Below are 21,536 nucleotides of genomic sequence, written 5' to 3' on the forward strand. Positions count from 1 at the left end.
CGCGGCGGCCTTCGGTCTTGTTCCGCGTGAAAAGAAGGGGGCCATTTGGCCCCCTTTCCTATTCATCCACCTCAGGCGCCGTGATCCCGCCAAACGCCCCACCAAAAGCCGACGGACTTTCGGGCTTCGGAGCCGCGGGTGCGGCAGGTGTCCCAACACCCCCGAAGGCCCCACCAAAGGCGCTGTCGGGTTTCGGCACGGTCACGCCCTGCTCCGCTTCCTGCGCTTCGATCCTCTCCCGTTGTTCGGCGCGCAGCTCTTCCTGACGATCCAGTTTCTCCTGCAACACGGCGGCCTCACAGACCGAGCTGTCATATTGCGAGCCCGCGTAAGTTATCCCGCCGATCACCGTCACGAGGATCGCAAACACGATACCGGGATGGGTCAGCGCGCGGGTCACCGGATTGGCATAAAGCGGCGAGCGCGAGGCGCGGCCTCCGGCTTCGGCCTCTTTGCGACGCTGATAGGCCTCGTTTGTGAGCGCGCCGACCAGCGTCAGCGTGATGATGATCACCGCCAGCGCCGACAAGGACGGATCGGTGCCGTGGCGCACTTTCGACGCGAGCGCCGTGGTGAAGGTGCTCTCCGAGAGAACCGTAAACACCGTGGTGTTGTAGTTCTCGAAGGAGGCCAAGAGCGTGATGAACGCCGCCGAGCCGATGGCCGGCGCCATGAAGGGCAAGAGAATTTTGCGAAACGCCTGACCGGGCGTGGCGCCCAAATCCAGCGCCGCTTCGGTCTGGGTCGCGTCAAACCGTTGCAGTCGCGCGATAAAGACCAACATGGCATAGGCGGAGACAAAGGTGATCTGGCCCACGATGGTCAGGAAATAGCCGTTATACAAGAACCCCGCGCCCGTGCCGCGCGTGATCTGTCCCCAGAGCACGATGGTCGAAATCCCAAGCACAACGCCGGGGATCAGGATCGGCAAGATCAAGACCGTGTAGAGCATCGAGCGTAGCTTTGCCGGCAGTTCGGACAAAGCCAAAGCCCCCGCCAGCCCGATGGGCACGGCCAAGGCCACGACACCCACCCCGATGATCACGGAGTTCATCAAACCTTCCATCAGGCGGGCATTGCCGAACAACTCGCCGAACCAGCCTGTGGTGAAACATTCCCATGGCGCCACACGCGGAAAGCGCGAGGAGTTGAAAGCGGTGGTCGCCATGATAACCAGCGGGCCGAAGAGGAAAGCGAAGAAGGCAAGCGCATAGGCGCCGCCGAAAAGCGTGTGCCTGTTCATTTGCCAATCTCCCCGACAGAGACCTTGAACACCCGCATCATCAGCAAAACAAAGCTGATACAGGTCACCAAAAGCACCACGGCATAGGCCGAGCCTCTGGGCCAGTTCGAGGACTCGTTGAACCACTGATAGATGAGCTGCGTGAACCACAGAGACGAAGGCCCGCCCAAAATCTGCGGCGCGGCCAGCGCACCTGCGGTCAACATAAAGACCATGGTCGCCCCTGAGACAATGCCGGGTTTCGCCATCGGCAAAACCACCCGCCAATGCACCCGCCAGAGAGGCGCGCCCATGTCACGGGCGGCTTCGACTTGGGTGTGATCCAGCGCCTCGATGGCGTTGTACATCGGGAAGACCATCAACAGGATATAGGCGTAGGCAAGGCCACAATAGAGCGCCACATCGGCGCGGATAAAATCCACCGGCGCGTCCCAAAGCCCCATTTGCATGCCCCAGGTGTTCACGACACCCGTCGACCCGAACAGCACGCGAAAGGCAAAGGCGCGCAGAATCTCGTTGATCCAATAGGGGATGATCAGCCCGATCACCATGAGCCGCGCGGCGACACCTTTGGCGCCATGGGCGAGGATATAGGCGATGGGATAGCAGATCAGCACATCGATCATCGTCACGATCAGCGCCGCAATCAGGGTCCGGATCAGGATCGTGATGTCGAGCGCGTTGAAGGATCCGTCCGAGTTGAAGAAAAAGCTGTGATATTGCTCCAGCGTGTAGTGATCCGCCTCGGTGCCGATCTGATCGGCGGGCAGGTTGAAGCGGAAGGAATAATCCAGCATCGAAAGCTGCGGCAGGGTGATGAACACGACGACCCAGAGCGTCACGGAAATGGCGACGAAGAGCGCCGCGCCCATGCCGTGTTTGGCGAGCAAGCTGGTGTAGGCGAGTTTCAACTGTTTCATGAGTCACTCGCCATATGTCCGACCGGAAGGATGGTGCCATTCATCGGAGCAAAGCCCAGAGAGAGGCTTTCGCCCTGCCCCGGCAGGCTGCCCGCCAGCCCCGCATTGACCATGGAGATGCGCAATTCACTGTCTCCGGCCTTGGCGAAGACATGGTTGGCGGCTCCCTCGAATTCCTGCCGCGTGAGCGTGGCGTGAAAGGCGTTCTCTGTCGCACCGGGGATGAGCTGTTCGGGCCGCACAAACAAGAGCGCCGCGTCACCCGCTTTGTATTTACGCCCGCCACCGACACGCGCTTCAAAGGTGCCCATCGGGGTCTCAAGGGCTGCCAAGTCGCCCGACTGCCCCTTAATGACGCCTTGCAATGCATTGTTTTCACCGACGAAAGACGCCACGAAAGCGGAACGTGGACGATTGTAGATGCGATCCGGTTCGCCCACTTGTTCGATCACGCCACGGCTCATCACGGCCACGCGGTCGGACATGGTCAACGCCTCGCCCTGATCGTGGGTGATGTAGATAAAGGTCACGCCAACCTGTTTCTGGATCGCGCGCAGCTCCGTCCGCATGTGTTGGCGCAGCTTGAGATCGAGCGCGGAGAGAGGTTCGTCGAGCAACAGAATATCCGGCTCAACGGCCAGCGCGCGGGCAATCGCCACGCGCTGTTTCTGACCACCCGACAGTTCTCCCGGTTTCTTGTCACCGATCCCCGGCAGGGCGATCATCTCCAAAAGCTCGTCCGCCTTTTTACGCCGCTCTTTCTTGGACACCCCCCGCACCTCCAGAGGAAAGGCGATATTCTCCGCCACCGTCATCAGCGGAAACAACGCCAAATGTTGGAAAATCAACGCGGTCGGGCGTTTGTTCGGGCCGACACCGGCCATATCCTTGCCGCCAATTAACACCTTGCCCTCGGTCGGCTCGGAAAAGCCGGAGATACAGCGCAGCATCGTGGTCTTGCCGCAGCCAGACGGCCCGAGAAAGGAGAAAAATTCGCCGGAATTGATTTTCAGATTGGCGTTATCGACGGCGGTGAAATTGCCAAAGCGGATGGAAACGTGATCGAGGAGAACGGAGCGGTCCGGGGTCTGGTCGGGCATGTTGCCTCTCTTATGAATTGAACGTGAAAAGGCCCCGCGCGTGCGACGGCGGGGCCTGATCGAAATTAGGCGGAGAGGAATTTATTGGTGAATTCGGTGCGCATTTCCGAATACCACGGCGCCTCCGCGGGCCAGGCGTTGAGGTTCGCCAAGGCCTCGCCCGGATAGGCGTCGGCAAAGTTCTTGGCATAAATCTCACCACCGAAGGCGTCCGCGCCCAGAACCGGCGAGTTATAGCCGTGGGTCTTGATCGCCTCACCGGCCCATTCCGGGTTGTAGCAGGCCTCGATAAAGGCATAGGCCTGTTCGATGTTGGTCGCCCCCGTCGGCATCGCCATGCCATCGACCCAAGCCATCGCTCCCTCGACCGGCGCACGGTACATCACCGGCTCGCCTTCGTTTTTCAGCGCGATCGGCGGGCCGTCCCATGTCTGACCGACGATGACGCCCTCGTTCAAAAGACCGTTCTTTTGGGTGTCGGCGTCGTTCCAGATCAGCTTGATATTGCCTTTCTTTTCAATCGCGTGCTCGACCAGCATGGTCCAGACTTCGGTCATTTTTTCGGGCGTTTCATAAGCCGCCCACATCGAGCCGGGTTCCATCATGCCAAGGCGTTCCATGCCAAGCCCCAGCCCCAAAAGCATCGAGTGACCGCGCCCCATGGTTTTGCCCGCGTTGGTATCGTCCCAGATGTCGTAGTAGGATGGGAATTCGCCCGCCGGCGTGAACATATCGGTGCGCCACGCGACCCCTTCCGTGCCCCAGATATGCGGCACCCAAAACGTGCCTTCACCGCCGAAATTCCAGTGTTTTTCGCCCAGAGCCATCGCCGGGTTGACCTTTTCAATGGCGATTTTCGTCATATCGAAGGGCTGCAAAAGGCCCAGTTCCGCCCACAAAAGGTTGCGGTTCACGGTCGGAGAGACGATGTCGAACCCTTCGCCGCCGGTGGCTTTGAGTTTGTTGATGATCTCCTCGTTGGAGCCGATGCCGGTGAAATTCAGCTTGATGCCGGTCGAGCCCTCAAACGCCGTCACGAAGCTTTCCGGCAAATAGTCGGACCACATCATCACGTTGATTTCGCCGGAAGAGGCCAGCGCCGCGCGGCTCACGAGGGCGGGCGCCGCGAGGCCGCCCATGAGGGTTGCGGAGCCTTTCAGGAACGAGCGGCGCTTGAGGCCACCGGTGGTTTTGATCTTCGTCATGTCACTCCCCGTGAACGTATTCGTTGCTGTCGGTGTCTTGTTCTCTGGTTGTTGCGGGCGGTCGGACCGGGTCCGGCACCGCACATGCAAAAGCCTAGGGGCCGGTCTTTTGCTCAATTTAGAGCCAGAAGTGGCAAATTATAGTGCCAGAAGTGCTTTCCTCCTGTCGCCTTTCGTGCTGCACAATAGAGTGGCGCTTGCGCCCACCCTTTGCCCGCCTCAAGGCAGGATCGGAACCGCACCCGACCCACCGCACCCGGACCCCATGAGAGGCCCCATGCTCGACCGTTATTTCGAACAGCCCTTCGATCAGAGCGCCTCGCTCCAGCACCAGATTCAGGAACGTCTCATTCAGGCGATCCTCGATGGCGCGCTTTCGCCGGTCGATCCGCTGCCGTCGTCCCGCGCATTCGCCAAAACGCTGAAGGTCTCGCGCAACACGATCTCCATCGTCTATGAGCGGCTGCATCAGGACGGGTTCATCACGGCCAAACCCCGGCGTGGCTATTTCATCGACGAGAATTTCGTGCGCGAGAAACTCAATGTCGCCCCGCCAAGGCGCCAGATCGGCACAGGGACACGCGCCGATTTCGACCGGTTCCTGCCCCGGCGTTTCACGGAACAGCTCAACATCGCCAAACGCGCCGACTGGCGGCGCTTTCCCTACCCGTTCATCTACGGTCAGGTCGGGCGCGACGAGATTTCCGTCGCCCGCTGGCGCGATTGTCTGCGCCGGGCGGGCACCACGCGCCATGTCGGCACATGGGCCGACGATCTGTTCGACAGCGACGATCCGCTTTTGCTCGAACAAATCTCCCGTCGCGTCCTGCCGCAGCGCGGCTTTCGCGCCGGTCCCGACGAATTGCTGATCACCGTGGGCGCGCAGAATGCGATCTGGATGGTCGCCAACCTGTTTCTGGCACCCGGGCGCGTGATCCATGTCGAGGACCCCGGCTATGTCGATGCCCGCAATATCTTCGCGGCCCAAGGGGCCACCGTCATCCCCTCGCCCGTGGACCGCAAGGGCTTGAAACCCGGTGACAATCTCGCGGGAGCAGACCTTGTCTACGTCACCCCCGGCCATCAGAGCCCGACCAACATCACTATGCCGATGGAGCGACGGCTGGCGCTTTTGGAGGCCGCCTCGACCCATGATTTCCTCATTCTCGAAGACGATTACGAACATGAACTGAACTTCGTCGGCGCGCAGCATCCAACGCTCAAGGCGCTCGATGGCACGGGTCGTGTGATCCATGTCGGATCGCTCACCAAACCGCTGTTTCCCGGCATTCGTCTGGGCTTTATCGCCGCCGATCCGGAGGTGATCCGCGAGATACGGGTGCTCCGCCGTTTGATGTATCGTCACCCTTCGGCACTGGCACAACGGGCTATGGCTCTGTTTCTCTCAGAGGGCCATTATGACGCCCATATCCGGCGACATCGGCGCGGCATGGCCGATAAATGGCGGGAAATGCTGCGAGAAATCGACCGGCAACTGCCCGATTGCGATCTGACGATGACCACCGGCGGCTCGGGCGTCTGGCTGGCCCTGCCGGAGGGCACGGACGCGGGTGCGGTCAAGGCGGAGGCCGAAGCGCGCGGGGTGCTGGTCGAGGACGGCACGCCGCATTACCTGCGCGCGGATGCCCCGCGCAACCGGCTGCGGCTTGGCTTCGGGGCGATTGATTTGGCGAAGATTGCGCCGGGGATTGCGGAGTTGAAAGCGGCGATCGAGACAGTACGGAACTGCCCCGAAAGCTGAATTTTCCCTGTCGGCAAAGCGTCGGACATATGTCGGACTTTTGTCGGGCATGATGCCGGCCCCGGCAGGCCGTGGTATCGACGGTTCCCCCTGAAACGCGGAGTTGTGATCTAAGGGAAGGAGGAAGGACTGCTCTGCGGGACGAAGCGTACGTTTGCTACAGCAGCGCGAATGGCTGCTGTAGGAAAATCGAATACATAGACAACGTCCGTCGCAGGCTTCTGGCCTACGTCTTTTTTTTCAATTTCGCGTACTTCCGTAGATCGAATCTTATGCCCCAGACGCCTGGCTTTAGTTCGAGTGCGTCCACCCAACTGGACTTCTTGGCCGACGCCTCTTGCACGTAACTGACGACACTAGCCTTCGTTCGAATAAGCTCAGAAAGCTCAGCTAGATCTTTGGACAGTTGGATCTCGTTAAGGTTGCCCTCTTCGCCAAAGTAGTCATCAAAGTTGACTATTGCGAAGCTATGCACATCGCCGTGAAAACGCTCAAAAGGCTTGCCGCAAATCAAAACAAACGCCAGTGATTTCTGAAGTCTTTCTGAAAAATCGCTCTGGATCTTCGCAAGTAAGTTCCTGCGATAATCGTCTTCTTTTGTTGGCATTGGATAGTGAACGAGCACACGATCCGAATGTCTTTGCTCTAGCGCTGAAAGCGACCTCAATATGGCCGCTCCGGTAGCGCTTTCTGAGTTCGCAAAGATGCTGAACGACAACAGCATGTAGTACTCGACCGGTGTTCCGCCACTTGAGCCCGCTCCCCAATCACCGTGCGGCATCTCGAGCGGTGGGTGTACTTTTCTAACCATCTTGCATTCTCCCGACGAGCCGTGTGTTCACGCTCCTGTCTCCCCCAGAAGAATGCCACTTAATGTCGAAAAAACAAGCGTTGGCTTCCATCTCAAGCGAGCGGTAACAAGACGAGTTTTCTGACCGGCAGCGTTAAATCGGTCGGCACGATTGTTTTTTGCATCCGCTTGGCAAGCCGCTTTCATGTTCATCGAACATTTTAGAATAGTCTTTCACAGCGGATGTTCAAAAAGCTCGCAGCATAGGGAATTTTGGACTCAAAGCCGACTTCCGCCGCTGTCTGCTCATGTCGCCCAATGTGCCCCTCTCAGTCCATCGCGATCACAATCGTCTTCGAACGGGTGAAATGCGCGAGCATGGCCTCAAGAGACGCCTCTTTGCCAAGCCCTGAGCGCCCGAACCCGCCGTAGGAGACGTTGGGCTGGATCGTGAGGTTTTGGTTCACCTGCACATAGCCCGCGTTGAGGCGCGAGGTGGCGTCGAGCGCGGTGGAGAGGTCTTCGGTCCAGACCGAGGCGGCGAGGCCATAGCGGCTGTCGTTGGCCTTGGCGATCACGTCCTCGTAGTCGGACCATTTCTGGATCGCGGCGACCGGGCCAAAGATTTCGTCGCGCAGGCAGGGGTGATCTTCGGGCAGGTCGAGCAAAAGCGTGGGCATGGCGAAGAGATCGGGCGAGAGCGCGGCATCTGCGGGCATCTGGCCGCAACGGACAACTTTGGCCCCCGCTGTCGCTTCGGCCTTGGCGACGTAATCGGAGACCACCTTGGCCTGTTTTGCGTTGATGATCGTGCCGATGTCGGTCGTCTCGTCCAAGGGATCGCCGATTTTGAGCGCGTTCAGATCGGCGACGATGGCGTCGAGGAAGGCGTCATAAAGGCTTTCGTGGACATAGATGCGCGAAGACGCGGTGCAGCTTTGGCCCTGACGGGTGAAGCGCATGCCGGCGATCGCACCGGGGACGGCCTTTTCGAGTTTGGCGTCGGCGCAGACGATCATCGGGCTTTTGCCGCCGAGTTCAAGAGAGACCGGCACGATGCGTTCGGCCCCGGCTTTGTAGACGATTTCGCCGACTTCCTCGGAGCCGGTGAAGGTGATTTTCGCCACATCCGGGTGCGCGGTGAGCGCTGCGCCGCAATTCGGGCCGTCGCCGTTGATCACGTTCAAGACGCCTGCGGGCAGGTGCTCCATGACGATCTCGGCGGCGAGATAGGTGGCGAAGGGCGCGTCCTCGGAGGCCTTGACGACGACCGTGTTGCCCGCGACCAAAGCGGGGGCGATTTTGAGCATCATAAGGACCAGCGGCACGTTCCACGGCACGATGGCGGCGACCACCCCCAGAGGTTCGCGGGTGGTCATGGTCAACATGCGCGGGCTATAGGGGATGGTTTCGCCTTTGAGTTCCGAGCCCAATCCGCCATAGAATTCAAGGATGTCGGCGGCGGTCTTCACCTCGCCCCTGCACTCGGTGCGGATCGCTTTGCCGGTCTCGCGGGCCAAGACCTGAGCCACCAGTTCGAAATTTTCCAAAAGCGCGCGCCCTGCGGCGGCGACGCGTTTGCCGCGCTCGCGGGCCGGGATCGCGGCCCAGGCCGCCCCCGCCGCTTTCGCCGCCTGCACGGCCGCGTCGGTTTCGACCGGGCCGGAAGCGGCGGCGGTGCCCAAAAGCGCCCCGGTGGCCGGGTTCAGCACGTCGAGACCGGCGGCGGTCGGCACACGGGCACCGCCCACGAGGTTGAGAGTGTGATAAGCCGCGATGACGGCCTGCGGGTCGGGAAATTGGCATGCGATCTGACTCATGCCTCTTGCATTGCGCGAAAATCCAGCCCGGCAAAGATACCAGCATTTCAAAACAATGAGTCCAGAAAATCTGCGCCCACATTTTGACCATTTGATATAAAAAATGACTGGCCCGATAAATCTAAAGCTCTGGCCCTATAGGCCCCGCCTGCAAGCGGTGATTTACTCAGGTCCAGAATTACGGAGTCTCCCGCCATGCACGACAATGATCTTTCCGCCATCATCGAGGCCGACCGCGCCCATGTCTGGCACCACATGTTCCAGCACCAGCTTTTGGAAACGCGCGATCCCCGGATCATCGTTGAAGGCAAAGGCATGCGGGTTTGGGACCAGAACGGCCGCGAGTTTCTCGATGCGGTCTCGGGCGGCGTCTGGACGGTGAACGTCGGCTATGGCCGCGAGCGCATCGCCAATGCGGTGCGCGATCAGCTGATCAAGATGAACTATTTCGCGGGCTCCGCGGGGTCCATTCCGGCGGCGAAATTCGCCGAGGTTCTGACCGCGAAAACGCCGGGTCTGTCGCGGATGTATTACTGCAACTCCGGCTCGGAAGCCAATGAAAAGGCTTTCAAAATGGTGCGTCAGATTTCGGCGCAGCGCTATGGCGGCAAGAAGTCGAAAATCCTCTATCGCGACCGCGATTACCATGGCACGACGATCGCCACGCTCTCGGCCTGCGGCCAGCAACAGCGCGCCGCGCATTACGGCCCCTTCGTGCCGGATTTCGTCGAGGTGCCGCATTGCCTTGAGTACCGCAAACAGTGGGATGTCGAGAATTACGGCGAACGCGCTGCAGAGGCCATCGAAGAGGTGATCCTGCGCGAAGGCCCCGATACCGTGGGTGCGCTCTGCCTTGAACCGGTGACGGCGGGCGGTGGTGTAATCACCCCGCCGAAAGGCTACTGGGAGAAAATTCAGGAGATTTGCCGCAAATACGACATCCTCTTGCACATCGACGAAGTCGTGTGTGGCATGGGGCGCACGGGCGAGTGGTTCGGCTATCAGAACTACGGCATCGAGCCGGATTTCGTGACCACCGCAAAAGGCGTGGCCTCCGGCTATGCGGCGATTGCGGTGATGCTGGCGTCCGACCGGGTGTTCGACATGTTCAAGGACAAGCCCGAGGACCCGCTCAACCACTTCCGCGACATTTCCACCTTTGGCGGCTGCACCGGCGGCCCGGCGGCGGCGCTGGAGAACGTGGCGATCATCGAGGAAGAGGGCCTTCTGGACAACACCAAGGTGATGGGCAAGCGTCTTCTGGACGGGTTGGCCGCGCTTGAGGACAAGCATGAGCTCATTGGCAACACGCGTGGTCTTGGCCTGTTCTGCGGCGCGGAGCTTGTGGCGGATCGCGAGACGAAGGAACCGCTCTCCGAGAAGCTGGTTCAGGCCGTCGTGGCCGAGTGCGACAAGCAGGGCGTGATCATCGGCGCGACCATGCGCTCGCTGCCGGGGTTCAACAACACGCTGTGCTTCTCCCCGGCGCTGATCTCGAAAGCGGACGACATCGACGAGATCCTGACCGCTGTCGACAACGCCCTGACCACGGTTGCAGCGGCGATGTAAGATCACCCCTCACCGTATTGAAATCTAAAGATTACGCCTCGCCGATGTGCGGGGCGTTTTCTTGATCTAGCACCCCGCTTTCTTCTTTGAGGCCGGTGCCGGTCAGACCACGCTTGAGGGCCTCGCGGGTGAGCCATGCGATTTTCGTCGCGGCCTGATCATAGGACATGCCACCCTTGCCGTGGATGTTCGAGAGACAGTTGCGGGCGCTGTCCTTGAGGCCCGGTCGCGGGCCATAGGTCAGGTACGCGCCGAGGCTGTCGGCCACCGTCAGGCCGGGACGCTCGCCGACCAAGAGGACCACGAGCCTCGCACCGAGCGCTGCGCCGATCTCGTCGCCGATGGCGACGCGGGCTTGGGTGGCGACGACGACGGGACCGAGGGTGAGGCCTTCGAGTTTGGCGCTTGCCGCGTGAACCACGGCGGCAGCATGGGATTGGACGGCGGCGGAGGACAGGCCGTCGGCGATAACGAAGGCGACGTCGCAGGGCGTGCGGGCGTTGAGCTTGTCCGCCTCACCCGCCCAGAGTTTGCGGCCAAGGTCCGGACGGCGCAGGTAGCTGGCGCGGTCGGGAGCGGCGGAGGTGACGCGGATGACCTCGAAAGGCGACAGCTCGGCCTCCAAAGCGTCCACGTCGAGGCCGGAATGCACCGCGTCGCGGGCGCGGGCATGGGCGAACTGGAACTCAAGATTGGCGCCGGTCGGAAGCCCCGCCCCGTTGCGGCCAAGACCGATGCGGGCGGGGGTGGCGGCGCGCAGTTTGGCCCATGGATCTTTCATCACATCCGTCATTGCGCCGCCTCCAAAAGCCGTGCCGCGCCAAGATCGCTTTGCAGCAGATGGCCGGTTTCGGACACAAGCCCCATGGCGGTGAGCCAAGCCTCGAACTCCGGCGCGGCTTTGAGGCCCAGCGAATTGCGCAGGTACGCGATGTCGTGGAACGAGAGGCTTTGATAGTTGAGCATGATGTCATCCGCCCCCGGCACCCCGATCAGGAATTGTGCGCGGGCATTGGCGAGAAGCGTCATCAAAACGTCCATGTCGTTCTGATCGGCCTCGGCATGGTTGGTGTAACACACGTCACAGCCCATCGGCAGGCCAAGGAGTTTGCCGCAGAACACATCCTCAAGACCGGCGCGGATGATCTCTTTGCCGTCGTAAAGATATTCCGGCCCGATAAAGCCCACCACCGTGTTGACGATCAGCGGATCGAAGGCGCGGCAGACGGCATAGGCGCGGGCCTCGACGGTTTGCTGGTCGATGCCGTGATGGGCGTCGGCGGAGAGTGCAGACCCCTGCCCGGTTTCGAAATACATGACGTTCTGCCCCATCGTGCCGCGGTTCAGCGAAAGCGCCGCCTCATGGGCCTCCTTGAGCATCGAGAGCGTCACGCCAAACCCCTCATTCGCCGCCTCGGTGCCCGCGACGGATTGGAACACCAGATCGAGGGGCGCGCCGCGATTGATAATCTCGATCGAATTGGTGACATGGGTCAGCACGCAGCTTTGCGTCGGAATGTCGTAACGGCCACGCAGATCGTCGAGCATGGAGATCAACGTCATGGCGGTCGGGATGTTGTCGGTTGCCGGGTTGATCCCGATCACCGCATCGCCCACCGCATAGGACAGGCCGTCGAGGGTGGAGGCAACGATGCCTTTCAGATCGTCCTGCGGGTGGTTGGGCTGAAGCCGCGACCCGATGCGGCCCTCAAGGCCCAGAGTGGAGCGGAAGGCCGTGACCACGGTGATCTTGCGGGCGACGGCGATCAGGTCGCGGTTGCGCATGATCTTCGACACGGCGGCGGCCATTTCCGGCATGAGACCGGGAGCAAGCGCCGTCAAAGCGGCGGGTGTGGCGGCGTCGGACAGAAGCCAGTCGCGAAACTGACCGACGGACATATGCGAGACGGGCGCAAAAGCCGCCGCGTCATGTGTGTCGACGATCAGACGCGTGACCTCGTCTTCTTCATAAGGAACCAGCAACTCTTCGAGGAAGGTTTTCAGAGGCAGATCGGCCAGAACCATCTGCGCCGCGACGCGTTCGACATCGCTTGTCGCGATCAGCCCGGCCAGAGCATCGCCCGAGCGCGCGGGCGTGGCCTTGGCCATCACCTCCGCGAGGTTGGAAAAGCGAAACACCTCGCCGCCAAGGGTGGTGCGATAGATCGGCATGCGTTCGTCCCGTTGCTGTCTCGTCCCAAAATCCTAGCGACGAAAGCCGGAGGGTTCGAGAGCACGCGCAACCGCAGCCGGGGCGGGCCTGCAAATTCAGGCGTCATCGCCCATTTTTACGGCACAGCCCGTCAGGAAAAGCCGGACCGCCAGAGCGCGCCGCTCCGCCAAAAGCTCGGGCGTCGGTTCGGCGAACTCGGGATCGAGCAGGCGCACAAGAGGATCGCCGAAAGCCATGCTGACAATGAGATCGGCCGACAGCGCCGCCTGATCCGGGGCAAGCGACAGGCGCCCCGCCGTGATTTCGCGCATGATTTCGTCGCGCACATAGCCGGTCAACCGCCCGCGCCCCTCATGCACCAACCCACGCGCCAGCGCCGGATAGGTCTGCGCCCGCGCCACCATGGTGCGCAGGAATTCCAATTTGTGCCGGTCCGATCCGGGCGGTTTGTTGAAGGTCAAAAGCAGATCGAGCCGCTCGGAAAACGGCCTGTCCTGATCCTCTTCGGGCAGGGGCTGGAAAATCGAGGCGCTGATGCGGGCGATGACGCGGCCCAGCAAAACTTCCTGACTGTCGAAATGCGCATAGAGCGTGCGTTTCGACATGCCTGCGCGCCGGGCGATGGCCGACATGGTCACGTGATCGAAGCCACGCTCCATCATCAGCGCGTGGGTGGCGTCGAGGATCACCGTCTCACGCGCCTCGAAATCCATCTGCACCGGCCGCCCGCGCTTGCGGACTCCGGTCTCCTGCGCGGCGGCCTCCTCCGGCTCTGCCTCATATTTAGACACCTGCGACAGCCCACAACTCCCTTCTCAGATGCGCACATCCGGCGCGCTTTACAAAACTATCGGGTTTCTTTAATCAAAATTCAAGTCATGTTCCAATGCACAGATGACAAACACCCGGAACATGCCCTGACCGCCGCGCATTCGCGCCCCCTCAAAACCCCTCGCCCCCGACCGAAACGGTCCGGGGTTTGTTTTGCCGGAGATTTTCATGCCCTGCCCACGCCCTGTCCTGCCCCGCCGGAGCGCCGCCCTGCTCGCCCTTGCCCTGATGGCGGGCCAGCCCGTTCTGGCCCAGAACGCCCCGCCGCCCACGCCCGTGACCGTGGTCACGCTGAATGCGGGAGACGTGACGCTCAGCAGCCCGCTGCCCGGCCGGGTCGCCGCCTCCGCCGAGGCCGAAGTCCGTCCGCAGGTCGGCGGCATCATCCAGAAACGCCTGTTTGACGAGGGCAGCACGGTCAGCGAGGGCGATCCGCTCTATCAGATCGACGCGGCGACCTATGAAGCGGTGAAGGCCGTGGCGGAGGCGAGCCTTGCACAGGCGAAAGCGGCGCTGAAATCGGCGGAAATCGAATACGAACGCCAGCAGGAACTGAAAAGCCGCAACGTCGTGGCGCAGCAGAACCTCGACAGCGCCATTGCCGCGCGCGACAGTGCCCTCGCGGCGGTGAAAGTGGCGGAGGCCAATCTCCTTTCGGCGGAGATCGACCTTGAGCGGACCCAGATCCGCGCACCGATTTCCGGCGCCGTGGGGCTGAGCGCGGTGAGCCAGGGGGCGCTTGTGACCTCCGGGCAATCGACCGCGCTGACCACGATCCGGGCCCTCGACCCGGTCTATGTCGACGTGACGCAGGCGGCCTCCGAAATGCTGCGCTGGCGGCGGATGGGCAACGGTGCGGAATTTTCCGAGACGCTCGGCCAGACCGTGTCGCTGACGCTCGCCGATGGCAGCTCCTATGAGTACAAAGGCGAATTGTCCGCCGCCGAACCCTATGTGAACGAGGACACCGGCACGATCGTACTGCGGCTGTCCTTCCCGAACCCGGATCATTTCCTTCTGCCGGGCATGTATGTCCAGGTCGAGATGCCGCAGGGCGTGGTCCCCGGCGCGGTGCTCGTGCCGCAGGAAGCGGTGACGCGGGACCGGCGCGGGCGTCCGATGGCCTTGGTGGTGAATGGCGAGAATGTGGTGGAAAGCCGCGTGCTCGACGTGGTGAGCGACCAAGGCAACAACTGGATCGTGACCGGCGGGGTTGCAGAAGGCGAACGGGTGATCGTCGCGGGTCTGCAAAAGACCGCAGCCGGTGCGACAGTGGCACCGCAGGAACAGGGGGCCGAGGCGCCCGCCGCCCAAGACGCCCAGCCCAGCGAATGACCGGCATAAGGACCTGAGAATATGGCTCGTTTTTTCATCGACCGCCCGGTCTTTGCCTGGGTGATTTCCATCCTGATCATGGGGGTCGGCCTGTTGTCGGTCTTCACGCTCCCGGTGGCGCAATATCCGCAGATCGCACCGCCCTCGGTGTCGATCCGCACGACATATCCCGGCGCATCCGCCGAGACAGTGGCCAACACCGTGACCCAGATCATCGAACAGCAGATGACCGGGCTCGACGGCATGCGCTATATGTCCTCAAGCTCGACCTCGGCGGGATCTGCCACGATCACGCTGACCTTTGCGACCGGCACGGACCCGGACATCGCCCAGGTTCAGGTACAGAACAAACTGTCCCAGGCCACGGCGCTGCTGCCCGATGCGGTGCAGCGCCAGGGGGTGACGGTACAGAAAAGCTCCGCTGGCTTCCTGATGGTTCTGGGGGTGATCTCCGAGGACGGCAGCATGGATCAGGCCGACCTCGCCGACTATCTCAACACCAATATGGTGGACGCCTTCAGCCGGATCGAAGGGGTCGGTGGCACCCAGGTGTTCGGCGCGAAATACGCCATGCGGATCTGGCTCGACCCGTCGAAACTTGCGGCGTTCGACATGACACCGTCGGATGTGGTCGGGGCCGTCTCGGGCTATAACGCCCAGATCTCGGCAGGCTCCTTCGGGTCGCTGCCCTCGCCGGAGGGACAGGCCTTTACCGCCACGATCTCCGCGCAATCGCTGCTTCAGACGCCGGACGATTTCCGCAACATCATCCTGCGGTCGGAATCAGACGGCGGGCTCGTGCTTCTGGACGATGTCGCCCGGGTCGAAGTCGGGGCGGAAAACTACTCCACGATCTCGCAATATAACAGCCAGCCCGCCTCGGGTATGGCGATCCAGCTCGCGCCGGGCGCCAACGCGCTCGACACCTCGAAACGGGTACGCGCGATGATCGACGAGTATGCGCAATACTTCCCCGAGGGCATGACCTATGTCATCCCCTATGACACCACCCCCTTCATCGAAATCTCGATCCACGAGGTGCAGAAGACCCTGATGGAGGCCATCGTCCTGGTGTTCTTCGTGATGCTTCTGTTCCTCCAGAACATCCGCGCCACGCTCATTCCGACGCTGGCCGTGCCGGTCGTGATCCTCGGCACTTTCGCGATCCTTGCGGTCTTCGGCTTCACGATCAACGTGCTCACCATGCTGGCCATGGTGCTCGCCATCGGTCTTCTCGTCGATGACGCCATCGTGGTGGTGGAAAACGTCGAACGGATCATGGAAGAGGAAGGGCTCAGCCCCCGCGAGGCCACACGCAAGTCGATGGACCAGATCACCGGCGCGCTCGTGGGCATCGCCCTCGTGCTCTCGGCGGTGTTCATCCCGATGGCCTTCTTCGGGGGTTCCACGGGCGTGATCTATCGCCAGTTCTCGATCACCATCGTCTCGGCCATGCTCCTCTCCGTGGTGGTGGCTCTGACGCTGACACCGGCGCTTTGCGCCACAATCCTGCGCGGCAAGGACGCCCATCACGCCAAACGCGGACCGTTCGGCTGGTTCAACACCGCCTTCGACAAGCTCTCCGGCGGCTATGGCTCGACCGTGGGCTACATGATCCGGCGTCCGCTGCGCATGCTCGTGATCTATGGCGGCATGGGGGCGGGCATCGCCTGGCTGTTCATGCAAACCCCGACCGGATTCCTTCCGGATGAGGATCAGGGCATCATGATGGCGCTGGTGCAGGGCCCCTCGGGCTCCACTGCCGAGAACACGCTCGCGGCCAACGCCCAGATCAAGGACTACTTCCTGACCGCCGAAAGCGAGAATGTCGAAGCGGTGTTCAGCATCGCGGGCTTCTCCTTCTCCGGTCAGGGGCAGAACAACGGTCTGGCCTTTATCCGCATGAAGGACTGGGAAGAGCGCACCGAGCCGGGACAATCGGTGCAGGCCATCGCGGGACGGGCTTTCCCCGCCTTCATGGGCATTCAGGAAGCCATGGCCTTCCCGATCGTGCCGCCCGCGGTGATCGAGCTTGGCAACGTCTCGGGGTTCGACTTCTACCTGCAGGCGCAGGGCGGTCAGACCCACGAACAGCTCCTGGAAGCGCGCAACATGTTGTTGGGCATGGCCGGGCAAAGCCCGCTGATCGCCTCCGTGCGGCCCTCCGGCCTCGAGGATGCGACGCAGTTCAAGCTCGACATCGACTGGCGCGCGGCGGGGGCCATGGGCATTGATCCGGGCGACGTCGGCGACACGCTGTCGATCGCCATGGCCGGATCCTATGTCAACGACTTCAACGACAATGGCCGCACCAAGCGCGTCTATGTCCAGGGCGATGCCGACAGCCGGGCCACCCCGGAGGACCTTCAGAAATGGCGGGTGCGCAACTCCTCTGGCGAGCTGGTGCCGTTCTCGAACTTCACCACCGAACGCTGGGTCAACGGTCCGCAGGGTCTGAACCGCTACAACGGCACACCCTCGATGCAGATCCAGGGTTCTCCGGCTCCGGGTGTATCGACCGGCGAGGCGATGGCGGAAATCGAGAATCTCGTCAGCCAGATCCCCGGCGGCTATTCGGTGGCCTGGACCGGTCTGTCGCTTGAGGAAAAGGACTCCGGGTCTCAGGCACCGATGCTCTACATGCTGTCGCTGGCGGCGATCTTCTTCTGTCTCGCAGCACTTTACGAAAGCTGGGCAATTCCCTTCTCCGTCATGCTCGCCATGCCCGTGGGGATTCTCGGCACGCTGTTCACCGCCTGGCATTTCGGCTTCGACAACGGCGTGTTCTTCCAGGTCGGCCTTCTGACCGTGATCGGTCTGACCGGCAAGAACGCCATTCTGATCGTCGAGTTCGCCCGCGAGCAGGTGGATGCCGGCAAGGATCTGTTCGAGGCCGTGCTGACGGCGGCGAAACAGCGTTTCCGCCCGATCGTGATGACCTCCATGGCCTTCTCGCTGGGTGTTGTGCCGCTGGTGCTCTCCTCCGGCGCGGGTGCGGGCGGTCGTCGGGCCGTGGGCGCCGCCGTTCTCGGCGGGACGATCACCGGCACCGTGCTGGGCATTCTCTTCGTGCCGCTGTTCTTCGTCATCGTGCGCAAGGTCTTCGGCAGCAAGAAGAAAGCCGCCTGACGGAAGCGCGACAGACACAACCGAAAGGCCGGGCACTCTGCCCGGCCTTTTTTCTTGCCACCCGCTTGCGTCTTCTGGGGCTCACCTGCTTTTGAGAAAGGCTTCGAAGGCAGCCAGCGTCTCGTCGCAGACATGGTGCTCGATCCCCTCGGCATCGAGCTCGGCAACCTCTTCGGGCACGCCCACCGCGACCAGAAGCTCGACCACCGTGCGATGACGCGCCCGCACCCGGTCGGCGAGATCGGCGCCCTCTTCGGTCAGGAACACGCCGCGATAGGGCCGTGCGGTGGCCAGGCCTTCGCGTTTGAGCCGTGAGATCGCCTTGGTCGCCGTGGGTTGCGCGACCCCCATGCGCTCGGCGATGTCGGCAACCCGCGCTTCGCCCAGCTCGGAGATCAGATCGCCGATCATTTCCACATAATCTTCCAGAAGCGCCACCGATTGCGCCTCGCGCGCACGGGCGAAGCGTTCGGGAACCTGTCCGTCGATCTCGGTCATGGGCGCCTCCTCTTTGCCGAAGATATAGCCAGACCCGGTCCGAAGCACCAGTCCGCACACATAAATATACCTGCACATAAAATTGTGTTTTGCAAGAAATATAGCAATGGCTATAAGTCGAGAAAAGAACATCCCCGAGTCGCAATGCGCGACCGGACCAGGACCGCCAGAACAGGACCCGACATCATGCACGATCTTTCCGGAAACACCCGCACAGGCATTGCCGCCGTCCTTCGGGGCGAGCGTCACGGGTTGCGCGCACGGCTGTTGTTCGCAGGCCCCGCGATCATCGCCTCTGTGGCCTATATGGACCCGGGCAATTACGCCACGAACATTCAGGCCGGGGCGGGTTATGGCTATACGCTTCTATGGGTCGTGCTGCTCGCCAACCTGATCGCCATGCTGTTCCAGGCACTCTCCGCCCGGCTCGGCATCGTCACCGGCAAGAACCTCGCCGAACTGTCGCGCGACAATTTTTCCAAACCCGTGGTTCTGATCATGTGGGTGGTCAGCGAGATTGCCGCCATGGCCACGGACCTCGCGGAGTTCCTGGGCGGGGCCATCGGCCTGTCGCTTCTGTTCAATCTGCCGCTCATTGTCGGCATGGCGATCACCGCCATCGTGACCTATGGCATCCTCTTGTTCGAGGGCCGCGGGTTTCGCCCGATGGAGCTGATCATCGGCGCGATGGTGGGGGTGATCGGCCTGTGTTACCTCGCCGAAATTCTGATCGCCCCGATTGACTGGCAGGCCACCGGGCTTGGCCTCGTCAGCCCCGCCCTGCCCGATCATGCCGCCCTGACCATTGCCGTCGGCATCATCGGCGCGACGGTCATGCCGCATGCGATCTACCTGCACTCGGGCCTCACCCAGTCCCGCGCAGCGCCGCGCGACGACAGCGACCGGCGCAAGTTGGTGCGCTTTTCCAACACCGAGGTGGTTCTGGCGCTGGCGGTGGCGGGGATGGTCAACATGGCGATGGTGATGATGGCGGCGAGCGCCTTTCACCAGGGCCATTCCGAAGTCTCCGAGATCGAGACCGCCTATCACACGCTCACGCCCTTGCTGGGCGGCGCGGCGGCGGCGATCTTTCTGACCTCTCTCATCGCCTCGGGGGTGTCGTCCTCCGTCGTCGGCACCATGGCCGGGCAGATGATCATGCAGGGCTTTCTGCACATCCGTATCCCGATCTGGCTGCGCCGCCTGATCACCATGGTTCCGGCCTTTGTTGTCGTCGCCCTGGGCGTGAACGCGACACAGGCGCTCGTCGTGTCACAGGTGATCCTCTCCATCGCCCTGCCGGTGCCGATGATCGCGCTGATCGTGTTCGTCGCCCGCCGCGACATCATGGGGGTGTTCACCGTCTCACCACTGATCCGCATGCTGGCGATCCTCGGCGCCATCGCCGTCCTGAGCCTCAATTTCATCCTTCTGGCCGGGGCTTTCGGTGTGCCCATCCCGTTTCTCGAGGGGTGAAACGCAAAAAGGCCGGGGCAATCCCCGGCCTTTCTCATCTCGGTCAAACCGTCTCAGGTGATGACATCCGGGGCATTCCGCCCTGTGCGGGCCCGGATTTCCGCGAGGCTGTCGGCGGCGGCGGCAATACCCGAGAGCGCGTTCTGCGGATTGTCCTGAAGAGCCGCCGCGTTGGTTTCGACCTTTTCGAGATAGACCCGAAGCGTCGCGCCCTCGGTGCCGGTGCCGGAGAGCCGGAACACGATCCGCCCACCGCATTTGAACAGGATGCGAATGCCCTGCCCTTCGGAGCGCGACCCGTCGACCGGATCGTCATAGGCGAACTCATCCGCCGCCTCGATGGTCATACCCTCGACCTCACGGCCCGGCAGGTTCGGCAGACGGGTGCGCAGGGCCTGCATCAACCCGTGGGCCGCATCGCTGTCGACTGCTTCGAAATCGTGACGCGAATAGTAGTTGCGACCGTATTTGGCCCAGTGATCGGCCATGATCTCCGCCACGCTCTGCTGTCGCACGGCGAGCACGTTGAGCCAGAACAGCACGGCCCAGAGCCCGTCTTTCTCGCGCACGTGATCGGAACCGGTACCGGCACTTTCCTCACCGCACAGCGTCGCACGGCCCGCATCCAGGAGGTTGCCGAAGAATTTCCAGCCGGTCGGCGTCTCATAACAGCCGATGCCAAGTGCCTCCGCCACCCGGTCGAGCGCCCGCGAGGTCGGCATGGAGCGCGCCACGCCCTTAAGCCCGCCCTTGTAGCCCGGCACCAAAGTGGCGTTGGCGGCCAGCACGGCGAGGCTGTCGGAGGGGGTCACATAGGCGTTGCGGCCCACGATCATATTGCGGTCGCCGTCGCCGTCGGAGGCCGCGCCGAAATCCGGGGCGTCGCCGGAGAACATCAGATCCATCAGCGGCTTGGCCCAGATCGGGTTCGGGTCCGGATGACCACCGCCGAAATCCGGCGAGGGCACGGCATTGACCACGGAGCCTTCGGGCGCGCCAAGCGAGCCTTCGAGGATCGCCTTGGCATAGGGGCCGGTGACGGCATGCATGGCATCGAAGCGCAGGGTGAAGCCGGAGGCGAAAAGCGTGCGGATCGCTTCGAAATCGAAAATCTCTTCCATCATCAGATGGTAATCGACAACCGGATCGACCACCTCGATCTCCATGCCGTAGAGCGTCGTCATGCCCGGCGCGGAGAGATCGAGATCGTGGCTCTCGCAGATGACATATTCGCTGAGGCTCCGGGTCTCGGCGAAAATCTTGTCGGTGATGCCCTCGGGCGCGGGACCGCCATTGTCGCTGTTGAACTTGACGCCGAAATCTTCGGTCGGACCGCCGGGATTGTGCGAGGCGGACATGATGATGCCGCCATCAGTCTTGCGTTTGCGGATGAGGTTCGAGGCGGCAGGGGTCGACAGCAGGGCATTCACGCCGACGATGACCTTTTTCGCCCCGTTGGCGGCGGCCATGCGCAGGATCACCTGTGCGGCACGGTCGTTGAAATAGCGCCCGTCACCACCCAGCACATAGGTCTTACCCTCCGCACCACCGGTGGCGTTGAAAATCGACTGGACGAAATTCTCCAGATAATGCGGTTGCATGAAAACCGGAGTTTTCTTGCGCAGGCCGGAGGTCCCGGGCTTCTGGCCTTCGATCGGGGTCGTGGCAACCACAGTGCGGGTCAT

General features: G+C 62.2%; 16 protein-coding genes. 5 read left to right on the plus strand and 11 right to left on the minus strand.

The window, feature by feature from the left end; all coding sequences use genetic code 11:
• Nucleotides 1–58 precede the first annotated feature (58 nt).
• The 4 genes from NH195_RS19895 to NH195_RS19910 form a co-directional block, all read right to left on the minus strand.
• Nucleotides 59–1,243 carry an ABC transporter permease gene (locus tag NH195_RS19895; RefSeq protein ID WP_066711214.1) on the minus strand — a complete coding sequence of 395 codons (1,185 nt, stop codon included), beginning with the start codon at nt 1,241–1,243 and terminating at the stop codon, nt 59–61.
• Nucleotides 1,240–2,163, minus strand: coding sequence for an ABC transporter permease (locus NH195_RS19900; protein WP_066711215.1), 924 nt, complete (start codon nt 2,161–2,163; stop codon nt 1,240–1,242). The genes NH195_RS19895 and NH195_RS19900 overlap by 4 nt, the downstream gene beginning before the upstream one ends.
• Complete coding sequence (locus tag NH195_RS19905) at nt 2,160–3,263, minus strand: ABC transporter ATP-binding protein (protein WP_066711217.1); 1,104 nt, start codon at nt 3,261–3,263, stop codon at nt 2,160–2,162. Before NH195_RS19905 ends, NH195_RS19900 begins: the two co-directional genes overlap by 4 nt.
• A 65-nt stretch (nt 3,264–3,328) precedes the next feature.
• Nucleotides 3,329–4,468 (minus strand): extracellular solute-binding protein, encoded by a 1,140-nt coding sequence (locus NH195_RS19910; protein ID WP_066711219.1) that lies wholly within the window; start codon nt 4,466–4,468, stop codon nt 3,329–3,331.
• 277 nt (nt 4,469–4,745) lie between these two features.
• Between NH195_RS19910 and NH195_RS19915 the strand changes: the two genes are divergently transcribed.
• Nucleotides 4,746–6,230 carry an aminotransferase-like domain-containing protein gene (locus NH195_RS19915; RefSeq protein ID WP_066711221.1) on the plus strand — a complete coding sequence of 495 codons (1,485 nt, stop codon included), beginning with the start codon at nt 4,746–4,748 and terminating at the stop codon, nt 6,228–6,230.
• A 226-nt stretch (nt 6,231–6,456) separates the two neighbouring features.
• Here the strand turns inward: NH195_RS19915 and NH195_RS19920 are convergent, their stop codons facing one another.
• Complete coding sequence (locus tag NH195_RS19920; RefSeq protein WP_066711223.1) at nt 6,457–7,041, minus strand: hypothetical protein; 585 nt, start codon at nt 7,039–7,041, stop codon at nt 6,457–6,459.
• A gap of 308 nt (nt 7,042–7,349) precedes the next feature.
• Nucleotides 7,350–8,840 (minus strand): aldehyde dehydrogenase family protein, encoded by a 1,491-nt coding sequence (locus NH195_RS19925; RefSeq protein WP_066711224.1) that lies wholly within the window; start codon nt 8,838–8,840, stop codon nt 7,350–7,352.
• A gap of 195 nt (nt 8,841–9,035) precedes the next feature.
• On the opposite strand from NH195_RS19925, the gene NH195_RS19930 reads away from it, so the two are divergent.
• Nucleotides 9,036–10,409 (plus strand): aminotransferase family protein, encoded by a 1,374-nt coding sequence (locus NH195_RS19930; protein ID WP_066711226.1) that lies wholly within the window; start codon nt 9,036–9,038, stop codon nt 10,407–10,409.
• A gap of 31 nt (nt 10,410–10,440) precedes the next feature.
• Here NH195_RS19930 and eutC read toward each other — a convergent pair whose 3' ends face one another.
• The 3 genes from eutC to NH195_RS19945 all read right to left on the minus strand — a co-directional run bounded on the left by eutC (nt 10,441) and on the right by NH195_RS19945 (nt 13,373).
• Nucleotides 10,441–11,190, minus strand: a complete 750-nt coding sequence (eutC, locus tag NH195_RS19935) for an ethanolamine ammonia-lyase subunit EutC (protein ID WP_238379815.1) — start codon at nt 11,188–11,190, stop codon at nt 10,441–10,443.
• A gap of 8 nt (nt 11,191–11,198) precedes the next feature.
• Nucleotides 11,199–12,581, minus strand: coding sequence for an ethanolamine ammonia-lyase subunit EutB (locus NH195_RS19940; protein WP_066711230.1), 1,383 nt, complete (start codon nt 12,579–12,581; stop codon nt 11,199–11,201).
• Nucleotides 12,582–12,677: 96 nt separating this feature from the next.
• Complete coding sequence (locus NH195_RS19945) at nt 12,678–13,373, minus strand: TetR/AcrR family transcriptional regulator (protein ID WP_066711232.1); 696 nt, start codon at nt 13,371–13,373, stop codon at nt 12,678–12,680.
• Nucleotides 13,374–13,581: 208 nt separating this feature from the next.
• Between NH195_RS19945 and NH195_RS19950 the strand changes: the two genes are divergently transcribed.
• Both NH195_RS19950 and NH195_RS19955 read left to right on the plus strand, forming a co-directional pair.
• Entirely contained in the window at nt 13,582–14,748 is a 1,167-nt protein-coding gene (locus tag NH195_RS19950) for an efflux RND transporter periplasmic adaptor subunit (protein WP_066711238.1), read from the plus strand.
• Between the two features lie 21 nt (nt 14,749–14,769).
• Nucleotides 14,770–17,877 (plus strand): efflux RND transporter permease subunit, encoded by a 3,108-nt coding sequence (locus NH195_RS19955; protein WP_066711241.1) that lies wholly within the window; start codon nt 14,770–14,772, stop codon nt 17,875–17,877.
• Nucleotides 17,878–17,958: 81 nt separating this feature from the next.
• On the opposite strand, the gene mntR is transcribed toward NH195_RS19955, so the two are convergent.
• Nucleotides 17,959–18,375, minus strand: a complete 417-nt coding sequence (mntR, locus tag NH195_RS19960; RefSeq protein ID WP_066711243.1) for a manganese-binding transcriptional regulator MntR — start codon at nt 18,373–18,375, stop codon at nt 17,959–17,961.
• A gap of 186 nt (nt 18,376–18,561) precedes the next feature.
• On the opposite strand from mntR, the gene NH195_RS19965 reads away from it, so the two are divergent.
• Nucleotides 18,562–19,851 (plus strand): Nramp family divalent metal transporter, encoded by a 1,290-nt coding sequence (locus tag NH195_RS19965; RefSeq protein WP_066711244.1) that lies wholly within the window; start codon nt 18,562–18,564, stop codon nt 19,849–19,851.
• 53 nt (nt 19,852–19,904) lie between these two features.
• Here NH195_RS19965 and NH195_RS19970 read toward each other — a convergent pair whose 3' ends face one another.
• Entirely contained in the window at nt 19,905–21,536 is a 1,632-nt protein-coding gene (locus tag NH195_RS19970) for an alpha-D-glucose phosphate-specific phosphoglucomutase (RefSeq protein ID WP_066711245.1), read from the minus strand.

It is taken from the genome of Celeribacter ethanolicus (genome assembly GCF_001550095.1).
GTDB classification, from domain to species: domain Bacteria; phylum Pseudomonadota; class Alphaproteobacteria; order Rhodobacterales; family Rhodobacteraceae; genus Celeribacter; species Celeribacter ethanolicus.

Bases quoted from the DNA above. Each gene is read 5' to 3' on its own strand.
- NH195_RS19895 (WP_066711214.1), bottom strand. From the start codon at position 1,243: ATGAACAGGCACACGCTTTTCGGCGGCGCCTATGCGCTTGCCTTCTTC.
- NH195_RS19900 (WP_066711215.1), bottom strand. From the start codon at position 2,163: ATGAAACAGTTGAAACTCGCCTACACCAGCTTGCTCGCCAAACACGGC.
- NH195_RS19905 (WP_066711217.1), bottom strand. From the start codon at position 3,263: ATGCCCGACCAGACCCCGGACCGCTCCGTTCTCCTCGATCACGTTTCC.
- NH195_RS19910 (WP_066711219.1), bottom strand. From the start codon at position 4,468: ATGACGAAGATCAAAACCACCGGTGGCCTCAAGCGCCGCTCGTTCCTG.
- NH195_RS19915 (WP_066711221.1), top strand. From the start codon at position 4,746: ATGCTCGACCGTTATTTCGAACAGCCCTTCGATCAGAGCGCCTCGCTC.
- NH195_RS19920 (WP_066711223.1), bottom strand. From the start codon at position 7,041: ATGGTTAGAAAAGTACACCCACCGCTCGAGATGCCGCACGGTGATTGG.
- NH195_RS19925 (WP_066711224.1), bottom strand. From the start codon at position 8,840: ATGAGTCAGATCGCATGCCAATTTCCCGACCCGCAGGCCGTCATCGCG.
- NH195_RS19930 (WP_066711226.1), top strand. From the start codon at position 9,036: ATGCACGACAATGATCTTTCCGCCATCATCGAGGCCGACCGCGCCCAT.
- eutC (WP_238379815.1), bottom strand. From the start codon at position 11,190: ATGAAAGATCCATGGGCCAAACTGCGCGCCGCCACCCCCGCCCGCATC.
- NH195_RS19940 (WP_066711230.1), bottom strand. From the start codon at position 12,581: ATGCCGATCTATCGCACCACCCTTGGCGGCGAGGTGTTTCGCTTTTCC.
- NH195_RS19950 (WP_066711238.1), top strand. From the start codon at position 13,582: ATGCCCTGCCCACGCCCTGTCCTGCCCCGCCGGAGCGCCGCCCTGCTC.
- NH195_RS19955 (WP_066711241.1), top strand. From the start codon at position 14,770: ATGGCTCGTTTTTTCATCGACCGCCCGGTCTTTGCCTGGGTGATTTCC.
- mntR (WP_066711243.1), bottom strand. From the start codon at position 18,375: ATGACCGAGATCGACGGACAGGTTCCCGAACGCTTCGCCCGTGCGCGC.
- NH195_RS19965 (WP_066711244.1), top strand. From the start codon at position 18,562: ATGCACGATCTTTCCGGAAACACCCGCACAGGCATTGCCGCCGTCCTT.
- NH195_RS19970 (WP_066711245.1), bottom strand. From the start codon at position 21,536: ATGACCCGCACTGTGGTTGCCACGACCCCGATCGAAGGCCAGAAGCCC.